General features: G+C 54.7%; 19 protein-coding genes and 1 tRNA gene. 9 read left to right on the forward strand and 11 right to left on the reverse strand.

Annotation, left to right across the window (positions count from 1 at the left end; genetic code table 11):
• Positions 1-31 precede the first annotated feature (31 nt).
• Positions 32-262, reverse strand: a complete 231-nt coding sequence (locus tag KGD89_RS05520; protein ID WP_025258813.1) for a hypothetical protein — start codon at positions 260-262, stop codon at positions 32-34.
• Positions 263-438: 176 nt separating this feature from the next.
• Here KGD89_RS05520 and KGD89_RS05525 point away from each other — a divergent pair, with 176 nt between their 5' ends.
• Positions 439-3,966, forward strand: a complete 3,528-nt coding sequence (locus KGD89_RS05525; protein WP_074569092.1) for an AAA domain-containing protein — start codon at positions 439-441, stop codon at positions 3,964-3,966.
• Positions 3,967-4,017: 51 nt separating this feature from the next.
• Here KGD89_RS05525 and KGD89_RS05530 read toward each other — a convergent pair whose 3' ends face one another.
• The 8 genes from KGD89_RS05530 to KGD89_RS05565 form a co-directional block, all read right to left on the reverse strand.
• Positions 4,018-4,869 carry an alpha/beta hydrolase gene (locus tag KGD89_RS05530; protein ID WP_236250095.1) on the reverse strand — a complete coding sequence of 284 codons (852 nt, stop codon included), beginning with the start codon at positions 4,867-4,869 and terminating at the stop codon, positions 4,018-4,020.
• A 44-nt stretch (positions 4,870-4,913) separates the two neighbouring features.
• Complete coding sequence (locus tag KGD89_RS05535; protein ID WP_025258815.1) at positions 4,914-5,705, reverse strand: TSUP family transporter; 792 nt, start codon at positions 5,703-5,705, stop codon at positions 4,914-4,916.
• 82 nt (positions 5,706-5,787) lie between these two features.
• The gene (locus tag KGD89_RS05540; RefSeq protein ID WP_025258816.1) at positions 5,788-6,867 is read right to left on the reverse strand and encodes a hypothetical protein; all 1,080 of its coding nucleotides are present in this window, start codon (positions 6,865-6,867) and stop codon (positions 5,788-5,790) included.
• A gap of 542 nt (positions 6,868-7,409) precedes the next feature.
• Positions 7,410-9,011, reverse strand: a complete 1,602-nt coding sequence (locus KGD89_RS05545) for a hybrid sensor histidine kinase/response regulator (RefSeq protein WP_025258817.1) — start codon at positions 9,009-9,011, stop codon at positions 7,410-7,412.
• 403 nt (positions 9,012-9,414) lie between these two features.
• Positions 9,415-9,960 (reverse strand): BRO-N domain-containing protein, encoded by a 546-nt coding sequence (locus KGD89_RS05550; RefSeq protein WP_025258818.1) that lies wholly within the window; start codon positions 9,958-9,960, stop codon positions 9,415-9,417.
• A gap of 318 nt (positions 9,961-10,278) precedes the next feature.
• Entirely contained in the window at positions 10,279-11,526 is a 1,248-nt protein-coding gene (locus KGD89_RS05555) for a DUF1835 domain-containing protein (RefSeq protein ID WP_025258819.1), read from the reverse strand.
• Between the two features lie 347 nt (positions 11,527-11,873).
• Entirely contained in the window at positions 11,874-12,194 is a 321-nt protein-coding gene (locus KGD89_RS05560) for a type II toxin-antitoxin system YafQ family toxin (RefSeq protein ID WP_074569091.1), read from the reverse strand.
• The gene (locus tag KGD89_RS05565) at positions 12,124-12,444 is read right to left on the reverse strand and encodes a type II toxin-antitoxin system RelB/DinJ family antitoxin (protein WP_025258821.1); all 321 of its coding nucleotides are present in this window, start codon (positions 12,442-12,444) and stop codon (positions 12,124-12,126) included. Before KGD89_RS05565 ends, KGD89_RS05560 begins: the two co-directional genes overlap by 71 nt.
• Positions 12,445-13,198: 754 nt before the next feature.
• Here KGD89_RS05565 and KGD89_RS05570 point away from each other — a divergent pair.
• Together KGD89_RS05570 and KGD89_RS05575 are read left to right on the forward strand one after the other, a co-directional pair.
• Positions 13,199-14,779, forward strand: coding sequence for an AAA family ATPase (locus KGD89_RS05570; protein WP_025258822.1), 1,581 nt, complete (start codon positions 13,199-13,201; stop codon positions 14,777-14,779).
• Between the two features lie 3 nt (positions 14,780-14,782).
• Positions 14,783-15,805, forward strand: a complete 1,023-nt coding sequence (locus KGD89_RS05575; protein ID WP_143008723.1) for a hypothetical protein — start codon at positions 14,783-14,785, stop codon at positions 15,803-15,805.
• A 710-nt stretch (positions 15,806-16,515) separates the two neighbouring features.
• Here the strand turns inward: KGD89_RS05575 and KGD89_RS05580 are convergent.
• A tRNA-Leu gene (locus KGD89_RS05580) sits at positions 16,516-16,600 on the reverse strand.
• Positions 16,601-16,717: 117 nt separating this feature from the next.
• On the opposite strand from KGD89_RS05580, the gene queA reads away from it, so the two are divergent.
• The 6 genes from queA (at position 16,718) to KGD89_RS05610 (ending at position 22,816) form a co-directional block, all read left to right on the forward strand.
• Positions 16,718-17,782: a tRNA preQ1(34) S-adenosylmethionine ribosyltransferase-isomerase QueA gene (gene queA, locus KGD89_RS05585; RefSeq protein WP_025258823.1), complete on the forward strand. Its 1,065-nt coding sequence runs from the start codon at positions 16,718-16,720 to the stop codon at positions 17,780-17,782.
• Between the two features lie 14 nt (positions 17,783-17,796).
• Positions 17,797-18,912 carry a tRNA guanosine(34) transglycosylase Tgt gene (gene tgt, locus KGD89_RS05590; protein ID WP_117148216.1) on the forward strand — a complete coding sequence of 372 codons (1,116 nt, stop codon included), beginning with the start codon at positions 17,797-17,799 and terminating at the stop codon, positions 18,910-18,912.
• A 53-nt stretch (positions 18,913-18,965) separates the two neighbouring features.
• Positions 18,966-19,301 carry a preprotein translocase subunit YajC gene (yajC, locus tag KGD89_RS05595; RefSeq protein WP_025258825.1) on the forward strand — a complete coding sequence of 112 codons (336 nt, stop codon included), beginning with the start codon at positions 18,966-18,968 and terminating at the stop codon, positions 19,299-19,301.
• A 61-nt stretch (positions 19,302-19,362) separates the two neighbouring features.
• Complete coding sequence (secD, locus tag KGD89_RS05600; RefSeq protein WP_025258826.1) at positions 19,363-21,231, forward strand: protein translocase subunit SecD; 1,869 nt, start codon at positions 19,363-19,365, stop codon at positions 21,229-21,231.
• Positions 21,232-21,240: 9 nt separating this feature from the next.
• Positions 21,241-22,152: a protein translocase subunit SecF gene (gene secF / locus KGD89_RS05605; protein WP_025258827.1), complete on the forward strand. Its 912-nt coding sequence runs from the start codon at positions 21,241-21,243 to the stop codon at positions 22,150-22,152.
• A 121-nt stretch (positions 22,153-22,273) separates the two neighbouring features.
• Positions 22,274-22,816, forward strand: coding sequence for a glycine zipper 2TM domain-containing protein (locus tag KGD89_RS05610; RefSeq protein ID WP_025258828.1), 543 nt, complete (start codon positions 22,274-22,276; stop codon positions 22,814-22,816).
• A gap of 102 nt (positions 22,817-22,918) precedes the next feature.
• Here the strand turns inward: KGD89_RS05610 and suhB are convergent, their stop codons facing one another.
• Entirely contained in the window at positions 22,919-23,734 is an 816-nt protein-coding gene (suhB, locus tag KGD89_RS05615; RefSeq protein ID WP_025258829.1) for a type III secretion system regulator SuhB, read from the reverse strand.
• Positions 23,735-23,753 lie beyond the last annotated feature (19 nt).

Raw genomic sequence — 23,753 nt, forward strand, 5'->3', positions numbered from 1 at the left:
TGACGACCAGACTCCGGATATTCGTTCCAGGCTAGAGGTCTTTCTTCACTTCCTTGTCCACATGCTTGTCCGCTTTGTGGCGCTCTTCATCATCGTGCTTGAGGCCTTTTTCGGCTTCCTTGGCGTCATGCTCGACACCCTTGTCCACTTCACGATTGTCGTGCCGTACGCCTTTCTCCAGCTCGCTTTCAGCAAGGGCCGGGCTTGCGAAGCTGCCCAACAACAGAGTTGCAGCGAATGTCGCCATCACTAGCTTCTTCATAGACTTCTCCATTTTCTGAACGGCCGTCCCTTTCATGGGGCGATCAGGTTCAACGATAGACCAGCCAGGAACAGGGATGCGGGTTTTGTATCTGGATGCTGGTTACAGGCTATATGGCATCATTTGCTTGTCTGTTAAGGTTCTGCCCCACCCATGGATCAAGATGAATCAGGACGATGAACGAAAACGCTCTCAACTTCGCCAGATACTGGCGCAACTCTCTGGTCGATGCCGAAAATGGTAACGGTGGTCTCAAATCTGATGGCCTGGCCGATCATATTCGCCTTCCGTTCGAGGCCTTGCAGTCAGGATATCTGGGGAGCGAAACCGTCGAATGCCTGTTCAAGGATGAGCCTGAGCGATGCCAGAGTATTGAGGTCACTATTCGGCCCTGGGTTTTCAGAGCGCGACTTGAGCACGGCAAAGTCCGCAGCGGCATGCATGCGATAGTGACACCATTGATCGGGCATGTGCGGGTCAATCGTCACGGGCAACTTTTCCCGACCGCCAACACCGTCATACCACGTGACATTCTCGACCCCCTGGAGTCGGGCAGTTTCTCGCTGGGCGATGTCGCCGATGTGGATACCTTTCTGGCAGTCAACACATTACCGGCCTTTGAGCCGCGGGAAGATGACCAGGCGGCGGATGCCGATGAGTATGCCCGGCAATGGGCTGCCTACTTGCAGTTCTGTGAACACTTTCTAGAGGAGGTCAGCCCTGGCTGGCTGCAAGGCGACAACGGTTATGAGCGCTCGAATGAGTGGTGTCTGTTCAAGGAGGAAAAGATATCCGGGGCCAGCCAGCATATTGTTCGTCTGTACGATCACATACGTGATACGAAACCTGGCAGTGCGCTCTTTGAACGTTATGCCAGTCAAGTCACTCTTGTTCCCGAACCCTGCCTGCCTAAAAGCGCAGGCTTTACAGCGCGTCTTGGGCATGCCAGCGATCAATACGCGCTGGCCGATGAGCAACGCGATGCGCTGGCGCATTTTCTGACATCCCGCCACGGCGATATTCTGGGTGTGAACGGACCGCCCGGAACCGGCAAGACAACGCTGCTGTTATCCGTGGTTGCATCACTGTGGGCCGAGGCGGCGCTTGCCCAGGCCGAACCTCCGGTGATTGTGGCCAGCTCCACCAATAACCAGGCCGTGACCAATATTCTCGATGCCTTCGGTTCGGATTTCGCCAAGGGTGAGGGGCCTTTTGCCGGACGCTGGTTGCCGGATATCGACAGTTTCGGGGCCTATTTTGCAAGTTCATCTGCCAACCCTGAAACAGTACGCAAGTATCAGAGCCAGAGCTTCTTTACCAAGACCGAATCCTCGGCCTATCTGACGCGAGCACAAAGCGAATGGTTGAGCAACGCGGCGTTGGCCTTTGCGGGCATTGCGTCGCTCACGGTCGATGTAGCCGTCAAACAGTTGCATCAGGCACTGGAGGCTCGCGCCAACGAACTGAGGGTGATCGAGCAGTCATGGGATGCGCTTGCCAAGGCTCGTGAGGCACTTCGAGCCGAATGGGGCGACGACCCCGATGCCGGTATCGAGAGCGCGCGGACGGCGGTACAGACGCTCAAAGCCAAAAGCGCTCGATTCAAAGCCCTGGAAACCTCATTGCGCCAGTATCTGGCCGATGAGCCTCTGTGGTACGTGCTGTTTGCCTGGATCACGCCCGTACAGCAAAAACGTCGGCTGCGGGCTTGCCTGCATATCGAGCGCAGCCATCTCGATCCGCAGACTTCAGAGCCTCTGCTCAGTGAAGAGCAACTGGAGCAGTTGTCATCGCTGAACAAGGTGTCGGCAATCAGTGATGCCGTGGTGGCCTGGCGTAAGGCTGTCGCAGAGCAGGTCGCCACGCAGGAAGCCAGAATCGTCAGCGCTCAAGCCCTGCTGCTGGCACGGCAGCAATGCCTGACGAACTGGCATAGAGCATTGCAGCCTCTGAAGCTGCCTGCCGATGCGGTCACCGACGACATGACGCTCAGCGAGTGCGATGCACTGGCCGACACACGCATACGCTTCCCGATTTTTCTGTTGAGTACCCATTATTGGGAAGGGCGATGGCTGCTTGAGCTTGAGCAGACCTTGCCGGATATCCTGAAAAACCCCAAAGCCAATGGCCGCAAAACTCTGGAGAAACGCTGGCATCGCTGGATGAAGCTGACCCCCTGTGTGGTGTCGACCTTCTTCATGTTGCCCAACTATCTGAAAGGCAGCAAACATAACGGCAGTGGCTACGACGATGACTACATGTACGAGCTTATCGACCTGTTGATCGTCGACGAGGCCGGTCAGGTCCTGCCTGAAGTGGCGGGGGCCTCCTTTGCCCTGGCCAAAAAAGCGCTGGTCATTGGCGATACCCTGCAAATCGAGCCTATCTGGTCGATTCCCGACTCGGTGGATATCGGCAACCTGATGAGCGCCGGGCTGTTGCCACGGGTTGGCGTGGACCACGCCTATGAAACACTCTGCGCCACCGGCGTCAGTGCGGCCTCGGGCAGCGTGATGCGGATTGCCCAGAATGCCAGCCGCTATCATTACGACCCCGACATGGACCGCGGGATGTTCCTCTACGAACATCGTCGTTGCTACGACTCAATCGTCGATTACTGCAACGCCCTCTGCTATCAGGGCAAGCTGGTGCCCAGGCGTGGTGAAAAACCTCAAGGTGGATTACCGGCACTGGGTTATCTGCATGTGGATGGTATTTGCCAGCAGCAGAACGGCCGTAGCCGGATGAACCGTCTGGAAGCTGAAACCATCGCGCAATGGCTTGTCGCCCATCGCTCGCAGCTTGAAGAGCGCTATGGTCAGGCGTTGTGGAAGATCGTCGGGGTTATCACCCCCTTTGGCGCTCAGTCCCAGGCTATCGCCGAAGCATGCGATGCCTGCGGTATAAAGACCGGCAAGGGCGATGGCGAACTGACGGTGGGCACCGTGCATTCCTTCCAGGGCGCGGCGCGCCCCGTGGTGATTTTTTCGGCGGTGTATTCCAAGCACGCCAATGGCGGTTTCATCGACCGTCGCTCAAGCATGCTGAACGTCGCAGTATCTCGCGCCAAAGACAGTTTTCTGGTCTTCGGCGACATGGACCTGTTCGGCATGGTGCCTGAGGCCAAGCCGCGAGGCCTTCTGGCTGAATACCTGCTGCGCGACCCTGCCAGCGAACTGGTATTTCAATATCAGCCGCGCAAGGACCTGCAGACTTCCCGCTCAACCTTTAGTCATCTGATCAATGCCCCGGCCCACGATCAGTTCCTGCTCAAGACCCTGGCTACTGCAACACGCGAAGTGCACATCGTTTCACCGTGGATCATTTTGCAGCGCATCCATGACATCGGTGCCTGGCAAGCCATGACTGACGCCGTGGCGCGTGGCATCAAGGTGAAGGTCTATACGGATCGGGATTTCAATCTTCGTGCGCACTGGGAAACGAATCCGAGTGAGGCGCTCAAGCAGGCCCTGCAATCATTGCGAGGTCAGCAGATTGAATCCCATGTCGTGCGCAAGGTGCATAGCAAAATCGTCATGGCCGATGATCAGTTACTGTGCATGGGGTCATTCAACTGGTTCAGCGCAAATCGCGGCAGCGGGGCCAATTATGAAACGTCCATGGTGTATCAAGGACCTGATGTGGCGAGCGAGATAGGCACCCATCGGCAGAGTCTCGCTGCACGTATCGACCCTCTACATTGAGGCCGCGTGCTGCGGCAGTCCGGAATCCGCTTTCTGGCTGCCGCCGTCCGGTTAGTGGGCCGGGTGTCGAACGCACTGGTTATTCAGAAAACCTGAAATCTCCTGCGCCAGATCCCGCGCATATTCCGGGTTATTACGAAACCAGGCCGAAACAGCATGGTCGCATCCGGGCAGCACATGCTTTTTGAAAGCGTGAGGGCGCAGGTGTTTCTCGATGGCCTCGATCACTTCATAAGGAATCGGGCTATTGATGATGCGCTCGTGCGGTGTGCCTTGATCTATTGTCACTGTTCCGGCTGATGTGCCCGCTACTTTGTCGAAGGCCGTAGATTCAAGGCCATCAAACTCTCCGATTACCAGCATCAGCTCTCCCTTGAACTCATTCAGGAATTCAAGGGATGACGAATCGAGAAAGCTATACGGGACTGAAATGGCGCTTTTGAACGGCTCGCCAAATGGCTGTTGATAAGCGACATCCGAATACAGGGCCGGGCAGAACAGTATGATCTTCCTGACGCTGGCCTTGTGGGCTTCAGCCACTTTCAGGGCCAGTGCTCCGCCCAGACTGTGGCCGATCACTGTGTCGAAACTTGTGCCCAGGCACCTGGCAAACCGCAAGGCTTCTTGCAGGTTATTACCCAGGGAAGTGTCTGCCAGCTGGATATCGGTTGTCGTGTTATGCCCCGAAAGATTGAAACTCAGACTGGCAACGCCCGACGCCTGCAAAGGATAAAGAATGCCATTCAGTTTGCTGTAGTCCGAGCGGGCTCCATGAATGGCCAGCACCTGTGGGAGTGCATCTGGCGATGCGGCATCTGCGAGAATTCGGCCTTCAAGTTCATACCCCTCGAAGGCTTGTGAAAAATAACACGCAGGACCTGTCGGCGTTTCATCGAACTGCAACCGGGATCGAATTCGAGAGCTGTGAGATAACGCCGACAGATTGATCATAACGAAGCCAGTGTGTGCATGAAGGCAAGTCGCAACGGGTTGGTTTCCACGCTCAAGAGTTTAATGGCCAGCGCGCAGCACACCACCACCAACATGGGTTTGATCAACCGTGGCCCGACCCGCACTGCGGCCCGCGCACCCAATTGCGCGCCAGCAAAAGCCGCCAATGCCATGGCAATCGCTATCGGCCAGATAATCACGCCTTTGGTGATAAAGACCGACAAGGAACCCAGGTTGCAGGACGCATTCGCCAGTTTGGTAAAACTCATGGCCCGCATCATGCCCAGGCCGCAGAGCAACACGAAACCGACAATAAAGAACGAACCGACACCGGGGCCAAATATACCGTCGTAAAAACCCAGGGCAGGTGCCACGGTAAAGGAGAACAGCAGAATCCCGATTCGTTTACGGCGATCTTCATTGCCGATCTTTGGCGAGAACGCAAAATAAAGCGCAACCAGAATCAGCATCACCGGCACGCAGACTTCCAGATAGCGTTTGTCGATAGAACTGACCAGCAATGCACCACTGGCCCCGCCGATAAATCCACAGAGCACCAGAAAGCGACCTTCTCGCCATTCGATCATGCCTTTTCGGGCAAAAGTGATCGTTGCCGAAATGGTGGCCGAAGCGGCCTGAAACTTGTTCGTGGCAATTGCACTGATAGGGTCGACGCCCGCCAGAAACAGGGCCGGCAAAGTGATCAGCCCGCCACCTCCGGCAATCGCATCAAAAAAACCGGCGCAAAAAGCCACGAGCGCCAACATGCCAATCAAATCCCAGGCCATTACATTTCCTCATTACCCATACAGGCCAGCCATCTGCATGGCTGGCCGTTCAAGACACCCGACAAGACCGGGTGCAACGCAATCAACCACGCAACAACAGCGGATCTTCTGAAATAACCAGAGGGGCAGAGAACTTGGACATGCCAAATATCCGCACCAACACTCGTCGGTTGTCCTTGATGACATCCCGACAATGCAAGGCCCGAATGTTATTGATGACCATTGCCGATTCCTGGGTCAGTACATATTCACAAGGCGTGGCTTCTTTAATGCCCTCGCAAAGCGCGGAGTAAGCCTTTTTCACAAAGGGCGAAGCGTTTTCATTGACTGAAAAACGATACGAGTTGAAGCGGGCTGCGAAGCCGACTTTATTGTCGAACTCCAGAATCGACACACCGCGACCGTCTTCGCCTTTGCCGCTGACAAAAGAGTCGCTGCGGGTGAACTGGAAGCTGCCGGTTGTCAGCGCCAGGCAGTGAGTGACGCCGATCTTGTCCAGCACAGGCGGGAGTGGAATGACGGTGGTCGGTTCCAGGCTCGGGTTCCACAGGGCCGAAAGGATCAGCGAAGACGGCGAGGGCGAATGCCCGTCCTGGGCGTTCACGGCACACCAGTAAGGGGCTTCGGTATGAGGCCCGAGCGCCAGGCCCGAATGGGAGCTCAACTCCTTGACCTCCGGCTCGGCGGTGATTTTGGTCAGGCCACCGCCTTTGAAGTTGGCGACCAGACGAACCAGTTTTCCTTCGTTGTCCATGTCATAGGCAAAGGAGCTGTTATCCACCAGCTTCAACAGGATCTGGTTGCGGGCGGCCATGCACAGCACGTCGTGCCGATCTTCCAGGGCTGCCAGCTCCGGCAACTCATCGGGTGGGCTGTCACTGCTGATCTTTTGCAGGCCTTCGAATATCAGCAGCGAGATAAGACCATCGGAGTAGGCAAGCAGAAGTTCTGATTGCTCTTTCGACATCGAGAACTTCAACTCGGTGGCCGCGACAGAAGCCTTGGCCCTGGCACCCGCCGCCTGCGGCCCGCCAATAGCCGCCAATTCTTCGCAGAACGTATGCAGCAGGTTTGACTGCTGAACATCAAAGCGAAACGTTCTGACTTCCTGATGGGCGAGAGAGATAACGGATTCGGTACTTTGTTTTATAGCGGTGGTCATGTGTGACATCCCTGTGGTGCTTTGCACCTTTTTTATTGTTTATAGGCACTGCTTGAACAACAACGCACAAGGCCCTGCATATCAAACGATGCATTGCTTCAGGTTGATGCGAATCCATGAAGTGTTCAAAGGCACAGATAGACTGTCGGCCTTCAGACGCGAAGTGCCTGTCAATGCCTGTGTTACGCGCAATACGTAACGTGCATGGATTTTTCTAGCGTAATCGGAGTGCTCGCAGGGAACGGCAGAGCAAGGGTGACGGGAACGGAAGCGGCAGTGCGGTGCGTTCTTGAAGGCGCATATAGGAAAACCTGGCAGATTGTTTTTATTTTGATTTTCTGTAGCGAGTCTTTCAAAGTGGATCGGGAGTATTGAAACTTCCCGGGGCAGATAATGACCCACTGAAAAAACGCGCCGAGATTAACATCAAAATAATGGCCAGCAAATTATTTTGATAAAGCTGTCCCCTTGGCCGTGATAGGCGCACGTCATGGAAGGGATATTCGGTGCCTGTTGCACGTAGCCGCAACAGGCACTGTCACTCAGGCTACGCCGTTGGGACCGTCGAGCACCTGGCGTACTTTTCTGGCGAGATCGTGAGGCATGCAAGGCTTGGACACTACTTCAAACTCGGTACCGCCCAGGTCAGTCCGCTCGATAGAGCTTTCGGCGTAACCCGTGGTCAGCAGCACCTTGATTTTCGGGTAGCGCCGTTTCACTTCCCTGGCCAGCATCACCCCGTTCATCCCGCCCGGCATGATCAGGTCGGTGAAAAGCAGGTCATACGTCTCGCCGCTTTCAAAACGCTTCAGCGCTTCCCGGGCATTGAGCACCATGTCAGTGACGTAGCCGTAATCTTCCAGCACCATCTTGGCCAGCTCTGCGACGTCGGGTCGATCCTCGACGATCAGGATGCGTTCGCTGCCAGTTTTGCTGGCAACCGGTGTAGCGTGGTCATGAATGCTGATGCTGGCATCATCCACCGGGAAGTAGAGGCGCAGTGTGGTCCCGACATCTTCCTCGGAGTAGATCCGCGCCGCTCCGCCCGATTGCTTGGCAAAGCCATAGACCATCGACAGCCCAAGACCGGTGCCCTGGCCTTCTTCCTTGGTCGTGAAGAACGGGTCCATAACCCGGTCGCGAATGCTGGCAGGCATGCCGATGCCATTGTCTGTGATCGAAATACTCACGTAACTGCCCGGCAGCAGGCCGTCATAAGAGACGCTGGCCAGGTCCTTCACGATGATGTTTCGCGTTTCGATGAACACCCGACGGTCCTGCCTGCCAATCAGCGCATCCCGTGCGTTGATCAGGATGTTCAGCAGAGCAACTTCGGCCTGGCTCGGGTCGAGGCGACAGTTGAGAAGGGCGGGCTCAAGGCTGTACTCAACCGGAACTTCTGCACCGAAAGTACGCTCGATCAAGGCCTCCATGCCCGTGACCACCTGATTGAGGTTCAGCACCCGGCCTTGCAGCTTCTGCTTTCGGGCAAAGGCCAGGAGTTGCTTGGTCAGGGTGCTGGCACGGTCAACGGCCGACTTGGCGTGCTCGACGCTTCGTTTGATGCGAGGGACATCGATGCTGGACTTGTCGGTGGCTGAGTCGATCAGGCCGATGTAACCCCCCATGACCTGCAACAGGTTATTGAAGTCATGGGCAATCCCGCCGGTCAATTGGCCCAGTGCTTCCATTTTCTGGGCCTGACGCAAGGCATCCTCAGCATCCCGGCGGCGGCTGACATCCAGTTGTGAGGCGAAAAAGTAAACAAGATCGCCATTGTCATTGAAGACTGGCGACATGAACAGGGCGTTCCAGAACGACGAGCCGTCCTTCTTGTAGTTCAGGATTTCCGTCGCGATGTCTTGTTTGTCTGCAATGGCCTGGCGCAAGGCGGCGACAACTGCACGATCCGTTTCCGGCCCTTGCAGAAAGCGACAGTTACGGCCCACGATCTCATCGGCTGAATAGCCCGTCATCTCGAGAAAAGCCTGATTGGCAAAGATGATCGGATTATCCGGGCGATGAGGGTCGGTAAATATCATCGGCATCCGGGTGGTTTCGACGGCTGCAAAAAAGATATCTTTTTGTGGATGAGAGATATCACCCGTTACCCGGTTATTCACCCGGACTTTACTATCGCTCACACACCCACCCTCAACGCTCGGTCACATCAGTGAACTATAAGAGCGTTATCTTGCCTGTTCGGTTCCGAAGGGTGATGTGCGGTAGGGCAAAAGAGTTGGGGTGAGGTAGGGACTGCCTGTAGGTAATCACCCGTCGTCTCGGCGTAGTAGCCGGTAGGAGCGGATTTATCCGCGAGACGTCATTGATGTCGCAAAGTTTCTAAACTGCCTACACGGCAGTTAAGCCAACACTTTGCCAATAACCCCTCGTTTTAAAAGCAAGACCATGGCTAGAGCGCTGTTTTACCCTTTTTCGAGGCTTTTAAGTCATTGATTTTAAAAGGAGCAGGAGGGGGCTGAAAAAAGAGGATCAGAACCCGGCAGGCCTTTGCCAAAAGCCTGCCGGGCTAAAGTCAATCTCGCTTCACATCACGAATCGTTTGCCACCCAGGGCTTCCAGCAGTTTGCGCCATATTCCTCGTCTGGGTTGGGGGGCCACCTCCATGACCACATGCGGCACATCCCTGAATCGAATCCATGATTCGCTGCGCCATTGCAATACGCTCAGGGCATTGCCGAACCATTGCATCTGATTCAGGTTGGGTTGATCGCCCTTGACTGCATGTTGCTGATGCAAAACCGGCAACACCTCATGGGTCAGCCAGTGGCGCAAGGCGCGATTTTCGGGGATGTAATGATGAACCAGCATCGCAAACACACCGGACTCACTGAGCAGCATGCACTTTTCCCAACGGCCATGGGCATGCAGCCAGGCGGTGCGACGTTGATCGGGGTCGAGCTTGAGGGTGGCGCGTTCGTCCAGCATTTTGCCCATCAGACGCGCAAGGTCCGACAGGCAAAACCATGCCTGAGCGTCACACGTGACGGCACGCAAGGCGCGGTGATGGCGGTTGAAAACGAGGGCTTCAAATTGTTCTGTGCAGGGCGCAGAGGGATTGAGGGGGTACATCGGCGTAGCTCCTGGATGATTGAAGCTGCCACACAACGTCGCTAAACGAATGGGTGGCAGCTGTGCGAAGGTTAGCGAACCGGTATCCAGAGAACCGGCAGACCCGAAGGTCTCCGACGCACAGCCGCCATAACGCATACCTCAAGCATAAGCCTGAAGTATTCGGGGGACGCTGAAACGTCTGGATAATCGGGTCGCTAAACCCTGCCGCTGATTTTGCAGCGGACGGCGCGGAGACTAACGCGCACTGCAAGACGTGGCAACTGCTGGCCGTTCGATGCCTGTTTCAATCACTGCCCATTGCGAGAGGCCCGCCACCTAATCACGCCAGACCGGCATCAACCGCTCATCAATCACCCAATGAGACTGCCCAGGACGTATGCAGACACCACCGACCCAACGCTCATGAGCGGCATGCTCCAGCCAATATGCCTCACCCCTCAAAACCTGCTTGCCCAATGGCGTAATCGTCAACAGGCGACGAGGCCATTCCAGATGAGCCTCCGACTCGATCAGCAAGGGGCGCGGAGTATCGATCAGCGGTCGCATCATCGCGTGAAACATCATATCCCCCAGAAACGGCAGCGGCTCGCGTTTGGCCATCAGTTCGGCGAAAACCCTGCCGCATGCCACGGGGCCAGCCTCGTCCACATACTGCAAAGTCAGGCGCTCAGTGAGCGACAAGCCATCGCGAATACCCGGTAACTCCTGCAATTGCCGTAACAGCGCGGGCGCGAGAAAGGGCAGGGCGGCGTTCGGTTCATGAGCCAGTTTCGCCAAGGCCGCGGGAGATGAATCGCAATAAGCCAGCCACGCCTGACGCGCCAACAACAGCGCGTCCTCATCCACCCGCCTGCGCTGTGGCCAAAGCCAGGCAAGTACATCGGGCGCCAGTTGCCCGATGCCGATGAAGCGCTGAACGCCGGGCACCCGATCCACCTCGATCAGCTCAAGCTTGCGCGGCAGACGCTCAAGCCCCGCCAGCGCCCGTATCAGGAAAAGCTGATCATAAGCATCCGCTTCGCACCACAGCACACTATGGTCGGCGTCGCTCAACTGCGAGAGGTTGGAATATTCATCATCGAACCGTCGTGCGGCGTCGGCCACATCAACCCCGAAAGCCTCGTTGATGAACTGGCTGCGCAGCGCCTTGTACGCCTCGGCAGGCAGATCCTGGACCGGCCCCATGCACAGCGGGTCCGTCAGCATCCGGAACGAACCCTTGAAACCTGCCAGTTGCAGGCTGTGCGCAATGTCGTTGCCGCAACGCCAATGCACGGTACGCGCTTCGTCACTCGCCTCGAAATCCGGATGCCGCGCCGCAAACTCCACCGCATCCACATGGGCCTTGAGCTTGGGCCAACTGCTGAAACCCAGTTCCCGGGCGATCAGCCACTGGGCATCGGACAAGGTCACAGACGCGGAGGCATAAGTGCGTGAAATCATCGAAAGCTCATCAGGCGCAGCGCCATTTTTCATGCGCTGCAAAAGCGCCTTGGCCCGCTTGCGCTGCTGCTCAAGGTTGATACGACCGTCATTGGACAATGACGCAGAACGAGTAGACATACGATCTCCTTGCACAAACCTTGTCCGCTTGAAGGTCGGGAGTCGTAATGACGAATGCGGGGAAGCATGATCCTGGGCGCAGCCCTTTCCGCGGGTGGTGGCGTGGATAGCGCCGGGCTGGAATATAGGCAACGGACACGATGAATGCAATGTTCACCTGGCTAACAGGCATATCACTTTGTGGGACCGGATTTATTCAGGAAGGCGTTACCGAATAACCATCCGGATGCTGCTGGCCACAGCTCGTCGCGGCCAACGTATTCCCACCAGTGACAGGTATGCCTTAACTGATCGGCATTAGGAGGTTTGGCCCCTGATCTTGAGAAATCAGAGGCGGTGATGTTGAGCTATTTGAACAATTCAGCATGGCTGCCGAGATCGACAAAGGTCACTAGATCGGCTCGGGCCATGTCATAAATCAGAAGAAAGTCTCCGCCGATGTGACATTCCCGATACCCGGACCATTCTCCCTTCAGTGCATGATCCAGATACTCGGGAGGTAACGGCTCCCCCAAGAACAGCATCACCATAACCTTGCGGACTTCATTCATGTCGCGAAGCCCTGCGCGCTTATAACGCTCCCAGGACTTTTTAAATTCAGGTGTCTGCGTGCACTGTTTTGGCAGGTCGGCGCGCTTTTTTTTCTTTTCCGGTTTTGCCGTCAGCATCCCTTAACATGTCATCGAGAGAGTCGAACTGACGACGAATTTCACGCGCTTGTGCCATGGCCTGAGCGGTTTTTTCTGAAGGGGCGCGAACCTCGAAAGGCAGCCCTTGAGTTGCCACAACTTGGCGGAGAAAAAGACGCAAGCCGTCACTGAGGGTCAGCCCGCATGCATTCAGTACTGCGGTGGCACGATCCTTCAACTCCTCGTCGATGCGACAACGCACGTCAGTGGTTTTAAGTGTTGCAGCCATGATCTCAGCTCCCTCCGCTTGATATGTAGCTACGTTGTGGCTACGTAACGATGGTGTCATTCCATCAAGTTTTGGCAAGTGCTTTTTGTCTTGGGCAGAACTTCAGCCAGTCCGTACGTCTTGAATCATGAGGCTGACAAGTCGTCTCCCAAGGCGGTAGGCACACAACCGCCATAACGCAGTGCGCAGAAGAGTTAATCGACTGCTTCGCGATGGGGGGGAATTTATCTTTAAATCGGGTCGCGAAACCCGGTCGCTGCAGGCAGCGAATGTCGGGAGGGGTAGCTTGGGGGGGCTATGGGGAGTAGGTGGTTGTAGGGCTGGTGTGAGTGTGACGTAGGATTTGACGGTTATGAAGTGGGATAGGGCTGCTTGGGCAGTTAATGCAATAATGAGTAAATAAATTTTCTGCTGATCTTCTTAGCTGCCTATACGACAGTTAACAAGACACTCTTCTCGATTTTCGCGTGTTTGCGCTCCCCTATAGCTGCTTAACCCAGCGTGCTCGGCCTCGGGCAAGGCCATAATCGCTTGTCAGCTCAATAAGTTCAAAGCTCTCAATTTCAGTAGGGTGTAGACCTGATTTCATTGGTGTTTATAAAACACCGCGTTAGCCATTGACAGAAAATCGTAGTCTAGCGATGATGGCTTTTGGCTATGCTGGTGCGGGGAATCCCTTTGCTAGCAAAATTTTGGCAACAAATTCTCAGTTCAGCTCTTGCCAAACAGCACCACATCGATTCAAAGGAATGATATGAGTAGTATTAATAGTTTTGGTGTTGAGCAGCTTCGTAGTTTCGGTGAAAAAGAACAGCTCATACCTGTGAAGAAAATTAATGTATTTGTTGGGAAAAATAGCTGCGGGAAAAGCACGTTTTTAAGAACTTATCCATTGTTGCGTCAATCAGTGGAGTCAGATACGCGTACCCCGATACTGTGGTACGGTGCATATGTTGATTTTGGTGATTTTAATACTGCTCTTCATGATGGCGGGAATGAGATTACGTTTGATTTTGATACAACTTTAGATATTGTAGATACAGCATTGTACGATGGTTGGGAGTGGAGTCATGTTAGGGCTAGTGCTCTTTATTTGGATGAGAGCAGTGTAGAACATCCTGCAAATATAAAAATAAAGCTAAGAAGGCGGGATAGAGAAAGTTTGATCACTACTATAATATTTAGCCTGTATGGTTCTCAGGTTAAGCTTACCTACTCAGGCGAAGAAGTTCTTTCTTTAGAGGTGGAGTGCGTAGAGTTAAAGATTAAGGATTCGTACCCTGTTTCAGTTGTTTTTAACAAGGGGGCAATCATACCTCGTGTGGTTCGAGATATACGAGAGGTGACCATAAAGAATCAAGGCAAGCGCAAAGTTATTGTTGATACTATGCATGTGGAGCCTGTGAATAAAATGATTAAGTTTTTATCTAAATATCATCACAAGGCTAAACAGGAGCGTAAGATGAGGGAGCAGATTTCCACAATTCCTTTCTCTTATGGTGCCGATCTTTATGGGCACATTAAAGAGGCGTTTTCTTCGGATAAATTCTTCTTGAAGAAGTTGGATGAGAATGCGCAGTATATTACCAAGGTGTGTTTTAATTATATATTGGCTCAGCATATTCATTCATTTTGGGGGGGGGCTGATGACCTGTTTAAAAACTTCTTTGGCGGTGTTCGATATCTAGGTCCTCTTAGGGCTTCTGCAGAGCGATTTTACAGGTATCAAGATTTACAAATTGCAGAAATTGACCATACGGGTGCTAACCTGCCTATGGTAATTAACTCTCTTGATGCAAGGAAAAAGCGAGAGTTAAGCGACTGGATGTTCTCAAATTTTGGTTTTAAAATTGAGCTGGTAACTACTGGTCTTCATTATGCTATCCAAATAAAAGAGGAGCATGATGATAAGTTTCATAATGTTAGTGATATGGGGTTTGGTTATTCTCAGATTCTTCCTGTGATTGTTTCTATCTGGTTGGAGCTAGTTGATAAGGGTAAGGGGGTTAGGCTGAAGAAAAATAAATCAAGGACGATAGTTATTGAACAGCCTGAACTGCATTTGCATCCAGATTTGCAATATAAGTTTGGCCTGGCAATTGCTAAGGTTGCATCGCTCGCTGATTCAAAGAGCTTTAACTTTGTTATTGAGACTCACAGCAAGCATTTGATCGACGCATTAGGAAAAAGCGTACGTAGTAATGTTATGGATGAAAGTGATATTAATATTACCTTGTTTGAAAAGGAGAAGAATGGAAAAACTTTAGTGTCTTTTTCTGGCTTCGATGATGAAGGTTATCTTATCGACTGGCCTGCTGGCTTTCTATCGGCGTAAAAAATGATATTTATTATTGACGCAGTAATCGATTTTTCGACCAGTTTTGACTCGAAGGTTAGAGCGCTGGATAATATTTTATCGGCGCATGGAGAGGGAAAGCATGTTTTGTGGGCTCCTATTGAGGTTGTAGAAGCGTTGCAAGATGTTCCGCAGCTTAGTTCATACTCGAAGCGAGTTTTGTTTAGTTTGAAGAGTACTGTCATTGAGACTCGCAGAATAGAGAGGCAGTTTGATTTTCATGTTGTTGTTGAGTTTGATGATGGGGCGCGGATGGAGCTTGGTGAGGGGAGGTTGAATGTCGGGTTTAACTATTTTTTAGATACTCGAATGTTGCAGCCATCTATATTGATTACTGAGAACTTACTTGATGCAAGTGCGTTGGAGTGTGGTGCTGCTTTACATTTGGTAGGGAATAAGCTGCTTTCCGCATTTGGTGTTGTTTTGGATTTTAGGCCGGGGGGTGGAAGTACTACTTATGATCTTTTTAAAGACCTAGTATCGCAAGGAAGGTTTTTGTTGTGCGTAATTGATAGTGATTTAAAGCATCCTAAAGGGCCTAAGGGTAGTACTGCGAAAAGATTTCGACACGAAAAATTAGGTTTGAATCTTGCTTATCATCTGGAGATTTTAGGGTGCCATGAGATTGAAAATATATTGCCTGTAAATGTTGTCAGGGATCTAGTTCCTCGTGCACAAACACCTTGCTTGTTATATTCATCCTCCAAGTATCACCGTTATCGTCCTTATCCAGATCATAAATTTGGTTTGAGAGTTTCGACAGCTCGTCAATCGGATCTTGAGTTTAATAGTGACTATTGGTCGGAGTTTAATGGTTGTGACGATGAAGTATGGATATGTGCTCCTTTGGGGGAGTCTCTGCTACAGAATAGTGTGCAAAAAATGAAGGAAATGTCACCGCATAAACTATATGAGTCGTTAAATAAAACGGCCGATGAAGAGTGGATGCGTGTGAGTAAATTGGTCGCTTCGTGGGGCGTAGGAGTTAGGCGCGTAATTCCATAATGAGTAGTGGTAGTCGTATATGTTATAAGCATTTTTTTATTTTTCAGTCTGCGGTTTTTTGTGCTGTAGGCCTTGGTGGTTGGTCGTGGGAGTTTGGTTTTACAAAGCTTTATATTTAAATCTACTTTTTCGGAGATGGCTATGGTTCATCGCCGTCTCCGAGTCAACAATGGTTTATCGATAGGTCTTTCGGTCTGCAAAAATGGTAGCAGTTAAGGGTTGCTGACCCGATGAGATTTACCCACGACTTTCGTGTGGACAGTGTATTTCATTGGGAGGACTACTATGAGTGTCGCGGACAAGCTTTCTATAGGTTACTGCCAATCAATTAAGGTCATGAATTAATTTATGGGAGGCAGCTTGCTGGCGACTTCACGTACAGACGCAGAATATCTGTCGGTTTCAGGCCTTTTTCGCCAGCAAGCTGCCTCCTGCAAGCTTGCGTGTGCCTCAAATGATCGGCATCGGGATCTGCAATGTCGGAGGGAGAGGCCGGTACATTCAAGGAATATGTATTGTCTGGAATGCCGTCTCGCGAATGAATTCTCTCCTACTCAGGTAGCTACTTTCTTTCATTGGCACGACGATAGTTGTCGCCTGTAAGCGGGCTCCAGGCTCAGCAACCAACAAAATCCAGGCACAAAAAAACCGGCTTAGTGGCCGGTTTCTTTCAAACCCAAGCTCTGCAACCGCTTGAGTGTCTTGCTATATGGTGCCCCGAGGGAGACTCGAACTCCCACTCCTTTCGAAAACGGATTTTGAATCCGCCGCGTCTACCAATTCCGCCATCAGGGCTCAATGGCGGCGAAGTATAGGGATGCGCATATCATTGGTCAACAAGGTTTTTTGCAGGTTTTTTACTAATCCCTCCAAACCGGATAAACTCCCCGGCCCTGCTAATCGAACACCATCATGCGCGTTGCTGACTTTACCTTCGATCTTCCTGATTCCCTGATTGCTCGCCACCCGCTGGCCGAGCGGCGCAGTAGTCGTCTGTTGACCCTGGACGGGGTGAGCGGCGCGCTGGCGCATCGTCAATTCACTGATTTGCTTGAGCATTTGCGCTCTGGCGATCTGATGATCTTCAACAACACCCGTGTGATTCCCGCACGTCTGTTCGGGCAGAAGGCGTCCGGCGGCAAGCTGGAGATTCTGGTCGAGCGGGTGCTCGACAGTCATCGGGTGCTGGCGCATGTGCGGTCGAGCAAGTCGCCCAAGCCGGGTTCGTCGATCCTGATCGATGGCGGTGGCGAGGCCGAGATGGTGGCGCGCCACGACACGCTCTTCGAGCTGCGTTTCGCCGAGGAAGTGCTGCCGCTGCTGGACCGCGTCGGGCATATGCCGTTGCCTCCTTATATAGATCGCCCGGACGAAGGCGCTGACCGCGAGCGTTATCAGACGGTCTATGCCGAGCGTGCTGGTGCGGTGGCTGCGCCGACGGCAGGTCTGCATTTCGACGAGCCGCTGCTGGAGGCGATTGCCGCCAAGGGCGTCGAGACGGCCTTTGTGACCCTGCACGTGGGCGCTGGCACCTTTCAGCCGGTGCGTGTAGACCGCATCGAAGATCACCACATGCACAACGAGTGGCTGGAAGTCAGCCAGGAAGTCGTCGATGCCGTGGCCGCGTGCCGTGCGCGGGGCGGGCGGGTGATTGCGGTCGGGACCACCAGCGTGCGTTCGCTGGAAAGCGCGGCGCGTGATGGCGTGCTGAAACCCTTCAGTGGCGACACCGATATCTTCATTTATCCAGGGCGGCCGTTTCATGTGGTCGATGCGCTGGTGACCAATTTCCATTTGCCTGAATCCACGCTGTTGATGCTGGTTTCGGCGTTCGCCGGTTATCCCGAAACCATGGCGGCCTATGCGGCGGCCATCGAGCATGGGTACCGCTTCTTCAGTTACGGTGATGCGATGTTCATCACCCGCAATCCCGCGCCGACTGCTCCGCAGGAATCGGCCTCAGAGGATCAAGCATGAGTCGCACCTGTCGTATGTCTTTCGAGCTGCTGGCCACTGACGGCAAGGCTCGTCGCGGTCGCCTGACCTTCCCTCGTGGCGTGGTGGAAACCCCGGCGTTCATGCCGGTGGGCACTTATGGCACGGTCAAGGGCATGCTGCCTCGGGATATCGAGGCGACCGGCGCGCAGATCATTCTGGGTAACACTTTCCACCTGTGGCTGCGTCCGGGCACCGAGGTCATCAAGGGCCACGGCGACCTGCACGATTTCATGCAGTGGAAAGGACCGATCCTGACCGACTCCGGTGGTTTCCAGGTGTTCAGCCTGGGTGCCATGCGCAAGATCAAGGAGGAGGGTGTGACCTTCGCTTCCCCGGTCGATGGGGCCAAGGTGTTCATGGGGCCGGAAGAGTCGATGCAGGTCCAGCGTGACCTGGGCTCGGACATCGTGATGATCTTCGACGAATGCACGCCGTACCCGGCTGATGAAGACGTCGCACGGGTTTCCATGGAGCTGTCGCTGCGCTGGGCCAAGCGCTCGAAAGTCGCCCATGGCGAGAGCACGGCGGCGCTGTTCGGCATCGTGCAGGGCGGCATGCATGAAAATCTGCGCATGCGCTCGCTCGAAGAGCTGGACCAGATCGGTTTCGATGGCCTGGCCATTGGCGGTCTGTCGGTGGGCGAGCCCAAGCACGAGATGATCAAGGTGCTGGATTATCTGCCGGGCCAGATGCCAGCAGACAAACCTCGTTACCTTATGGGGGTAGGCAAGCCCGAGGATCTGGTTGAGGGTGTGCGCCGCGGAGTCGACATGTTCGACTGCGTGATGCCGACCCGCAATGCCCGCAACGGCCATCTGTTCATCGATACCGGTGTTCTGAAGATTCGTAATGCGTTCCATCGCCATGACGATTCGCCGCTGGATCCGACCTGTGACTGCTACACCTGCAAGAACTTCTCCCGCGCTTATCTGCATCACCTGGACAAGTGCGGCGAAATGTTGGGGAGCATGCTCAATACGATCCACAATTTGCGGCATTACCAGCTGCTTATGGCTGGTTTGCGCGAGGCTATTCAACAAGGTACATTGGCCGCCTTCGTCGATGCCTTCTATGCCAAACGCGGCCTTCCAACGCCGCCGCTTGGCTGAAACAGAACCGATTTTTCGTGTTTCTTATACTAATTATGCAATTGGAGCGCTAAATGAGCTTTTTCATCTCTCCCGCTTTCGCGGATGCTGCTGCACCGGCTGCCGGTCCTGCGGGCACCGGCTTTGAGTGGATCTTCCTGGTCGGCTTCCTGGTCATCTTCTATCTGATGATCTGGCGTCCACAGGCCAAGCGCGCCAAGGAGCAGAAAAACCTGCTCAGCAACCTGCAGAAGGGCGATGAAGTCGTTACTACGGGTGGTATCGCTGGCAAGATCAACAAGGTGACCGATGACTTCGTGGTGATCGAGGTTTCCGACACTGTTGAGCTGAAGATCCAGAAGGGCGCTATCGCTGCCACTCTGCCAAAGGGCACCCTGAAAGCGATCTGAGTACCATTTTTACCAATCGACGGGGCGCGCAAGGCGCCCCGCGTTCTAAGCGGGCGGCGTGATGCTGAACAAATACCCTCTGTGGAAATACGTACTGATCCTGGCGGTGCTGGTGGTCGGTTTCATTTATTCCGCACCCAATCTCTACCCTGACGACTCGGCTATCCAGATCAGTGGCGCGAGTACTGCGTTGCAGGTCAGTCAGGCGGATCTGGACCGTGCAGGCAAGGCGCTTGCCGATGCCGGTATCGCGGTCAAGGCCTCTTCTCTGGCTGAGAATGGCAAGGGCGGTTTGTTGCGTCTGAGCAAGCAGGAAGATCAGTTGCCAGCCAAGGATGTGGTGCGCAAGGCGTTGGGTGATGACTATGTCGTCGCACTCAACCTGGCCCGTACTACCCCGACATGGTTGCGTAACCTGGGCGCAAGCCCGATGAAGCTGGGTCTGGACCTTTCCGGTGGTGTGCACTTCCTGCTGGAAGTGGACATGGACAAGGCCATCGATGCTCGCCTGAAAGTCTATGAAGGCGAAGTCAAAACCCTGTTGCGTAAGGAAAAGGTGCGTTATCGCAGCCTTCCACAGGTCAACAACGTCATTCAGTTGGGTTTCACCGACGATGCCGAGCGTGAACAGGCCCGTGCCCTGGTCCGCAAGACCTTCACCGATTTCGATATCACGCCTGCCGAGTTGAACGGTATTCCCGTTCTGCGTCTGGCGCTGACAGCCGTCAAGCTGGCTGAAATTCGCGATTACTCCATCAAGCAGAACTTGACCACCGTACGTAACCGGGTCAACGAGCTGGGTGTTGCCGAACCTCTGGTTCAGCGCCAGGGCGCCAACCGTATCGTGGTTGAGTTGCCGGGCGTGCAGGACACTGCCGAAGCCAAGCGTATTCTCGGCAAGACAGCCAACCTGGAGTTCCGTCTGGGCGCAGGTCCTGATGACTCCAAAGGCACGACCGAGATGTTCGAGTTCCGCGAAGGCGGACGTCCGGCAGCAGCGGTCGAGCGTGGTCTGATCATTACCGGCGACCAGGTGACTGACGCCAAGGCGAGCTTCGACGAGCACGGCCGTCCACAGGTGAACATCAACCTCGATGGTCATGGTGGCGAGCTGATGAGCCGCGCAACCCGCAGCAACGTGGGTCGCAGCATGGCGGTGATCTTCATCGAGCAGCGTCCGGTCACGACCTATGTGAAGCAGATGGTCGATGGCGTTGAGAAAGACGTGCCGGTGCAGACTTTCAAGGAAGACAAGAAGATCATCAGCCTGGCGACCATCCAGTCGCCACTGGGCAGCCAGTTCCGGATTACCGGTCTGAACGGCCAGGGTGAGTCCTCCGAGCTGGCGTTGTTGCTGCGCGCCGGTGGTCTGGCGGCACCGATGTACTTCGCTGAAGAGCGCACCATCGGCCCGAGCCTGGGTGCCGACAACATCACCAAGGGTATCGATGCTTCCCTGTGGGGCATGCTGTTCGTTTCGCTGTTCATCATGGCGATCTACCGCTTCTTCGGTCTGATCGCGACGGTCGCTCTGGCCTTCAACATGGTCATGCTGCTGGCGCTGATGTCTCTGCTGGGTGCAACGCTGACCCTGCCGGGTATTGCCGGTATCGTTCTGACCATGGGTATGGCGGTGGATGCCAACGTGCTGATCTTCTCGCGTATTCGTGAGGAAATTGCCAATGGCATGAGCGTGCAGCGTGCAATCAACGAAGGTTTCGATCGTGCCTACACGGCGATCCTCGACGCCAACCTGACGACGCTGCTGGTCGGCGGCATTCTCTTTGCGATGGGCACCGGCCCCGTCAAAGGGTTTGCGGTGACCATGTCGCTCGGGATCTTTACCTCGATGTTCACGGCCATCATGGTGACCCGCGCAATGGTCAACCTGATCTACGGCGGTCGTGACTTCAAGAAGTTGTGGATTTAAGGGGCTGCCATGTTACGTACCATCAACTTCATGGGCGTTCGCAATGTCGCGTTCGCCGTTACCATGCTCCTTACTGCACTGGCGCTGTTCAGCTGGTTCCATAAAGGGCTTAACTTCGGTCTGGACTTCACCGGCGGTACGCTGATCGAGCTGACCTACGAGCGTCCTGCTGATTTGGGCAAGGTGCGTGAGGAGCTGGCTTCGGCCGGTTTCCACGAGGCCGTGGTGCAGAGCTTCGGCGCGACCACCGACTTGCTGGTGCGCATGCCGGGTGAAGACCCGCAACTGGGTACTCAGGTAGCCGATGCGCTGCGCAAGGCGGGTGCCGATAACCCGGCGACCGTCAAGCGTGTCGAGTTCGTCGGCCCGCAGGTCGGTGAAGAGCTGCGTGACCAGGGCGGTATCGGCATGTTGCTGGCCCTGGGTGGCGTTCTGATCTATCTGGCGTTCCGCTTCCAGTGGAAGTTTGCGGTCGGTGCGATCATTTCCCTGATTCACGACGTGGTCGTGACCATGGGCATCCTGTCGTTCTTCCAGATCACGTTCGATCTGACGGTTCTGGCGGCGGTGCTGGCGATCATCGGTTACTCGCTCAACGACACCATTGTCGTGTTCGACCGTGTACGTGAAAACTTCCGCCTGCTGCGCAAGGCTTCGCTGATCGAGAACATCAACATCTCCACCACCCAGACATTGCTGCGCACCATTGCGACTTCGGTCTCGACGCTGCTGGCAATCATTGCGTTGTGGGCGTTCGGTGGCGACAGCCTGGAAGGCTTCTCCATCGCGTTGTTCATCGGTGTTCTGGCGGGTACTTACTCGTCGATCTACATCGCCAACGTGATGCTGATCTGGCTGAACCTGACCACCGAGGATCTGATTCCTCCGGTTGTCACCGAGAAGGCGGATGATTTGCCTTGATGCCCCGCTAAAAATGAAGAAATGAAAAGGCGCGAGTTCGGAACTCGCGCCTTTTTTTATGCTCCAAGGCTTGGCAGTGCGTAGGAAAGAATCTACGCGTCCGTAGGTCAGGAGGTTCAAAGTGAACAAGTCTCTGCTTGTTGGTGCTGTGTTGGGTGCTGCTGTCGTTACCGCTGGTGGCGCTGTTGCCACCTACAGCCTGGTCAAGGGCGGCCCAGAGTATGCAGATGTGTTGGCCGTCGAGCCGATCAAGGAACAAATCAAGACCCCTCGTGAGGTCTGCAAGGATGTAGCCGTTACCCATCGTGCTCCGGTCAAGGACGAGCATCAGATCGTGGGTAGCGTGATCGGTGCTGTGGCGGGTGGCTTGCTCGGTAACCAGGTTGGCGGCGGTAACGGCAAGAAGATTGCCACGGTCGCCGGTGCGGTAGGCGGTGGTTATGCGGGTAACAAGGTTCAGGAAGGCATGCAGAACCGCGATACCTACACCACGACTGAAACGCGTTGCAATACCGTCAACGATATCAGTGACAAGGTCGTGGGCTACAACGTGAAGTACAAGTTGAACGAGAAGGTTGGGCAGGTCCGTATGGCCAATGACCCGGGTAGTCAGATCCCTGTGGACAAGAATGGTCAGCTGATTCTGAGTCAGGCTGCTCAATAAGCCGTGATGTGGGAGTAGTCGGGCTTATTCTCGAATGAATTCGCTCCTACGCTCAGCAGGCATAAAAAAACCGGCGAAAGCCGGTTTTTTTACATCTGCCATTCAGCGTTTCAGCGAAGGCGGCAGGTGTGGAGCGATGGCAGTCAGGACTGCCTTGAAGCATTTGGTGTTGCCGGCAACGATGTGGCCTTTCTCCAGGAAGTCGTGACCGCCTGTGAAGTCGCTGACCAGGCCGCCTGCTTCCTGAATCAGCAGTGCGCCCGCTGCCATGTCCCACTCGGACAGGCCTGATTCCCAGAATGCATCGAAGCGACCGGCTGCAACATAGGCCAGGTCCAGGCTGGCAGCGCCTGCGCGGCGGATGCCGGCGGTCTGGCCGACCAGGCTGCGGAACATGCCCAGGTAGTTTTCCAGGCCGTCCATTTGCTCGTCGCGGAACGGGAAGCCGGTACCCAGCAGGGCGCCTTCAAGGCTCTTGCGCTGGCTGACGCGCAGACGACGACCGTTCAGTGCTGCGCCACGGCCACGGCTGGCGGTGAATTCTTCCTGGCGAACCGGGTCGAGAACAACGGCGTGCTCAAGGCGACCGCGGTATTTGCAGGCGATGCTGACGGCGAAATGGGGGATGCCACGAACGAAGTTGGTGGTGCCGTCCAGCGGGTCGATGATCCACAGGTAATCTGCGCCTTCGCCGCTGCCTGCGTGCAGGCCGCTTTCTTCGCCGAGGATGCCGTGGGTAGGGTAAGCCTTGCGCAGGGCGGTGATGATGCTCTGCTCGGCGGCACGGTCGATTTCCGTGACGTAGTCTTTGGCTTCTTTTTCGTCAACCTTGATGGTATCCAAGCGCTCGATGGAGCGGAAAATCAATTCGCTGGCGCTGCGGGCGGCGCGCAGCGCGATATTCAGCATGGGCTGCATGGACAATTCACCTAAGGTT

This window comes from Pseudomonas cichorii (assembly GCF_018343775.1).
GTDB classification, from domain to species: domain Bacteria; phylum Pseudomonadota; class Gammaproteobacteria; order Pseudomonadales; family Pseudomonadaceae; genus Aquipseudomonas; species Aquipseudomonas cichorii.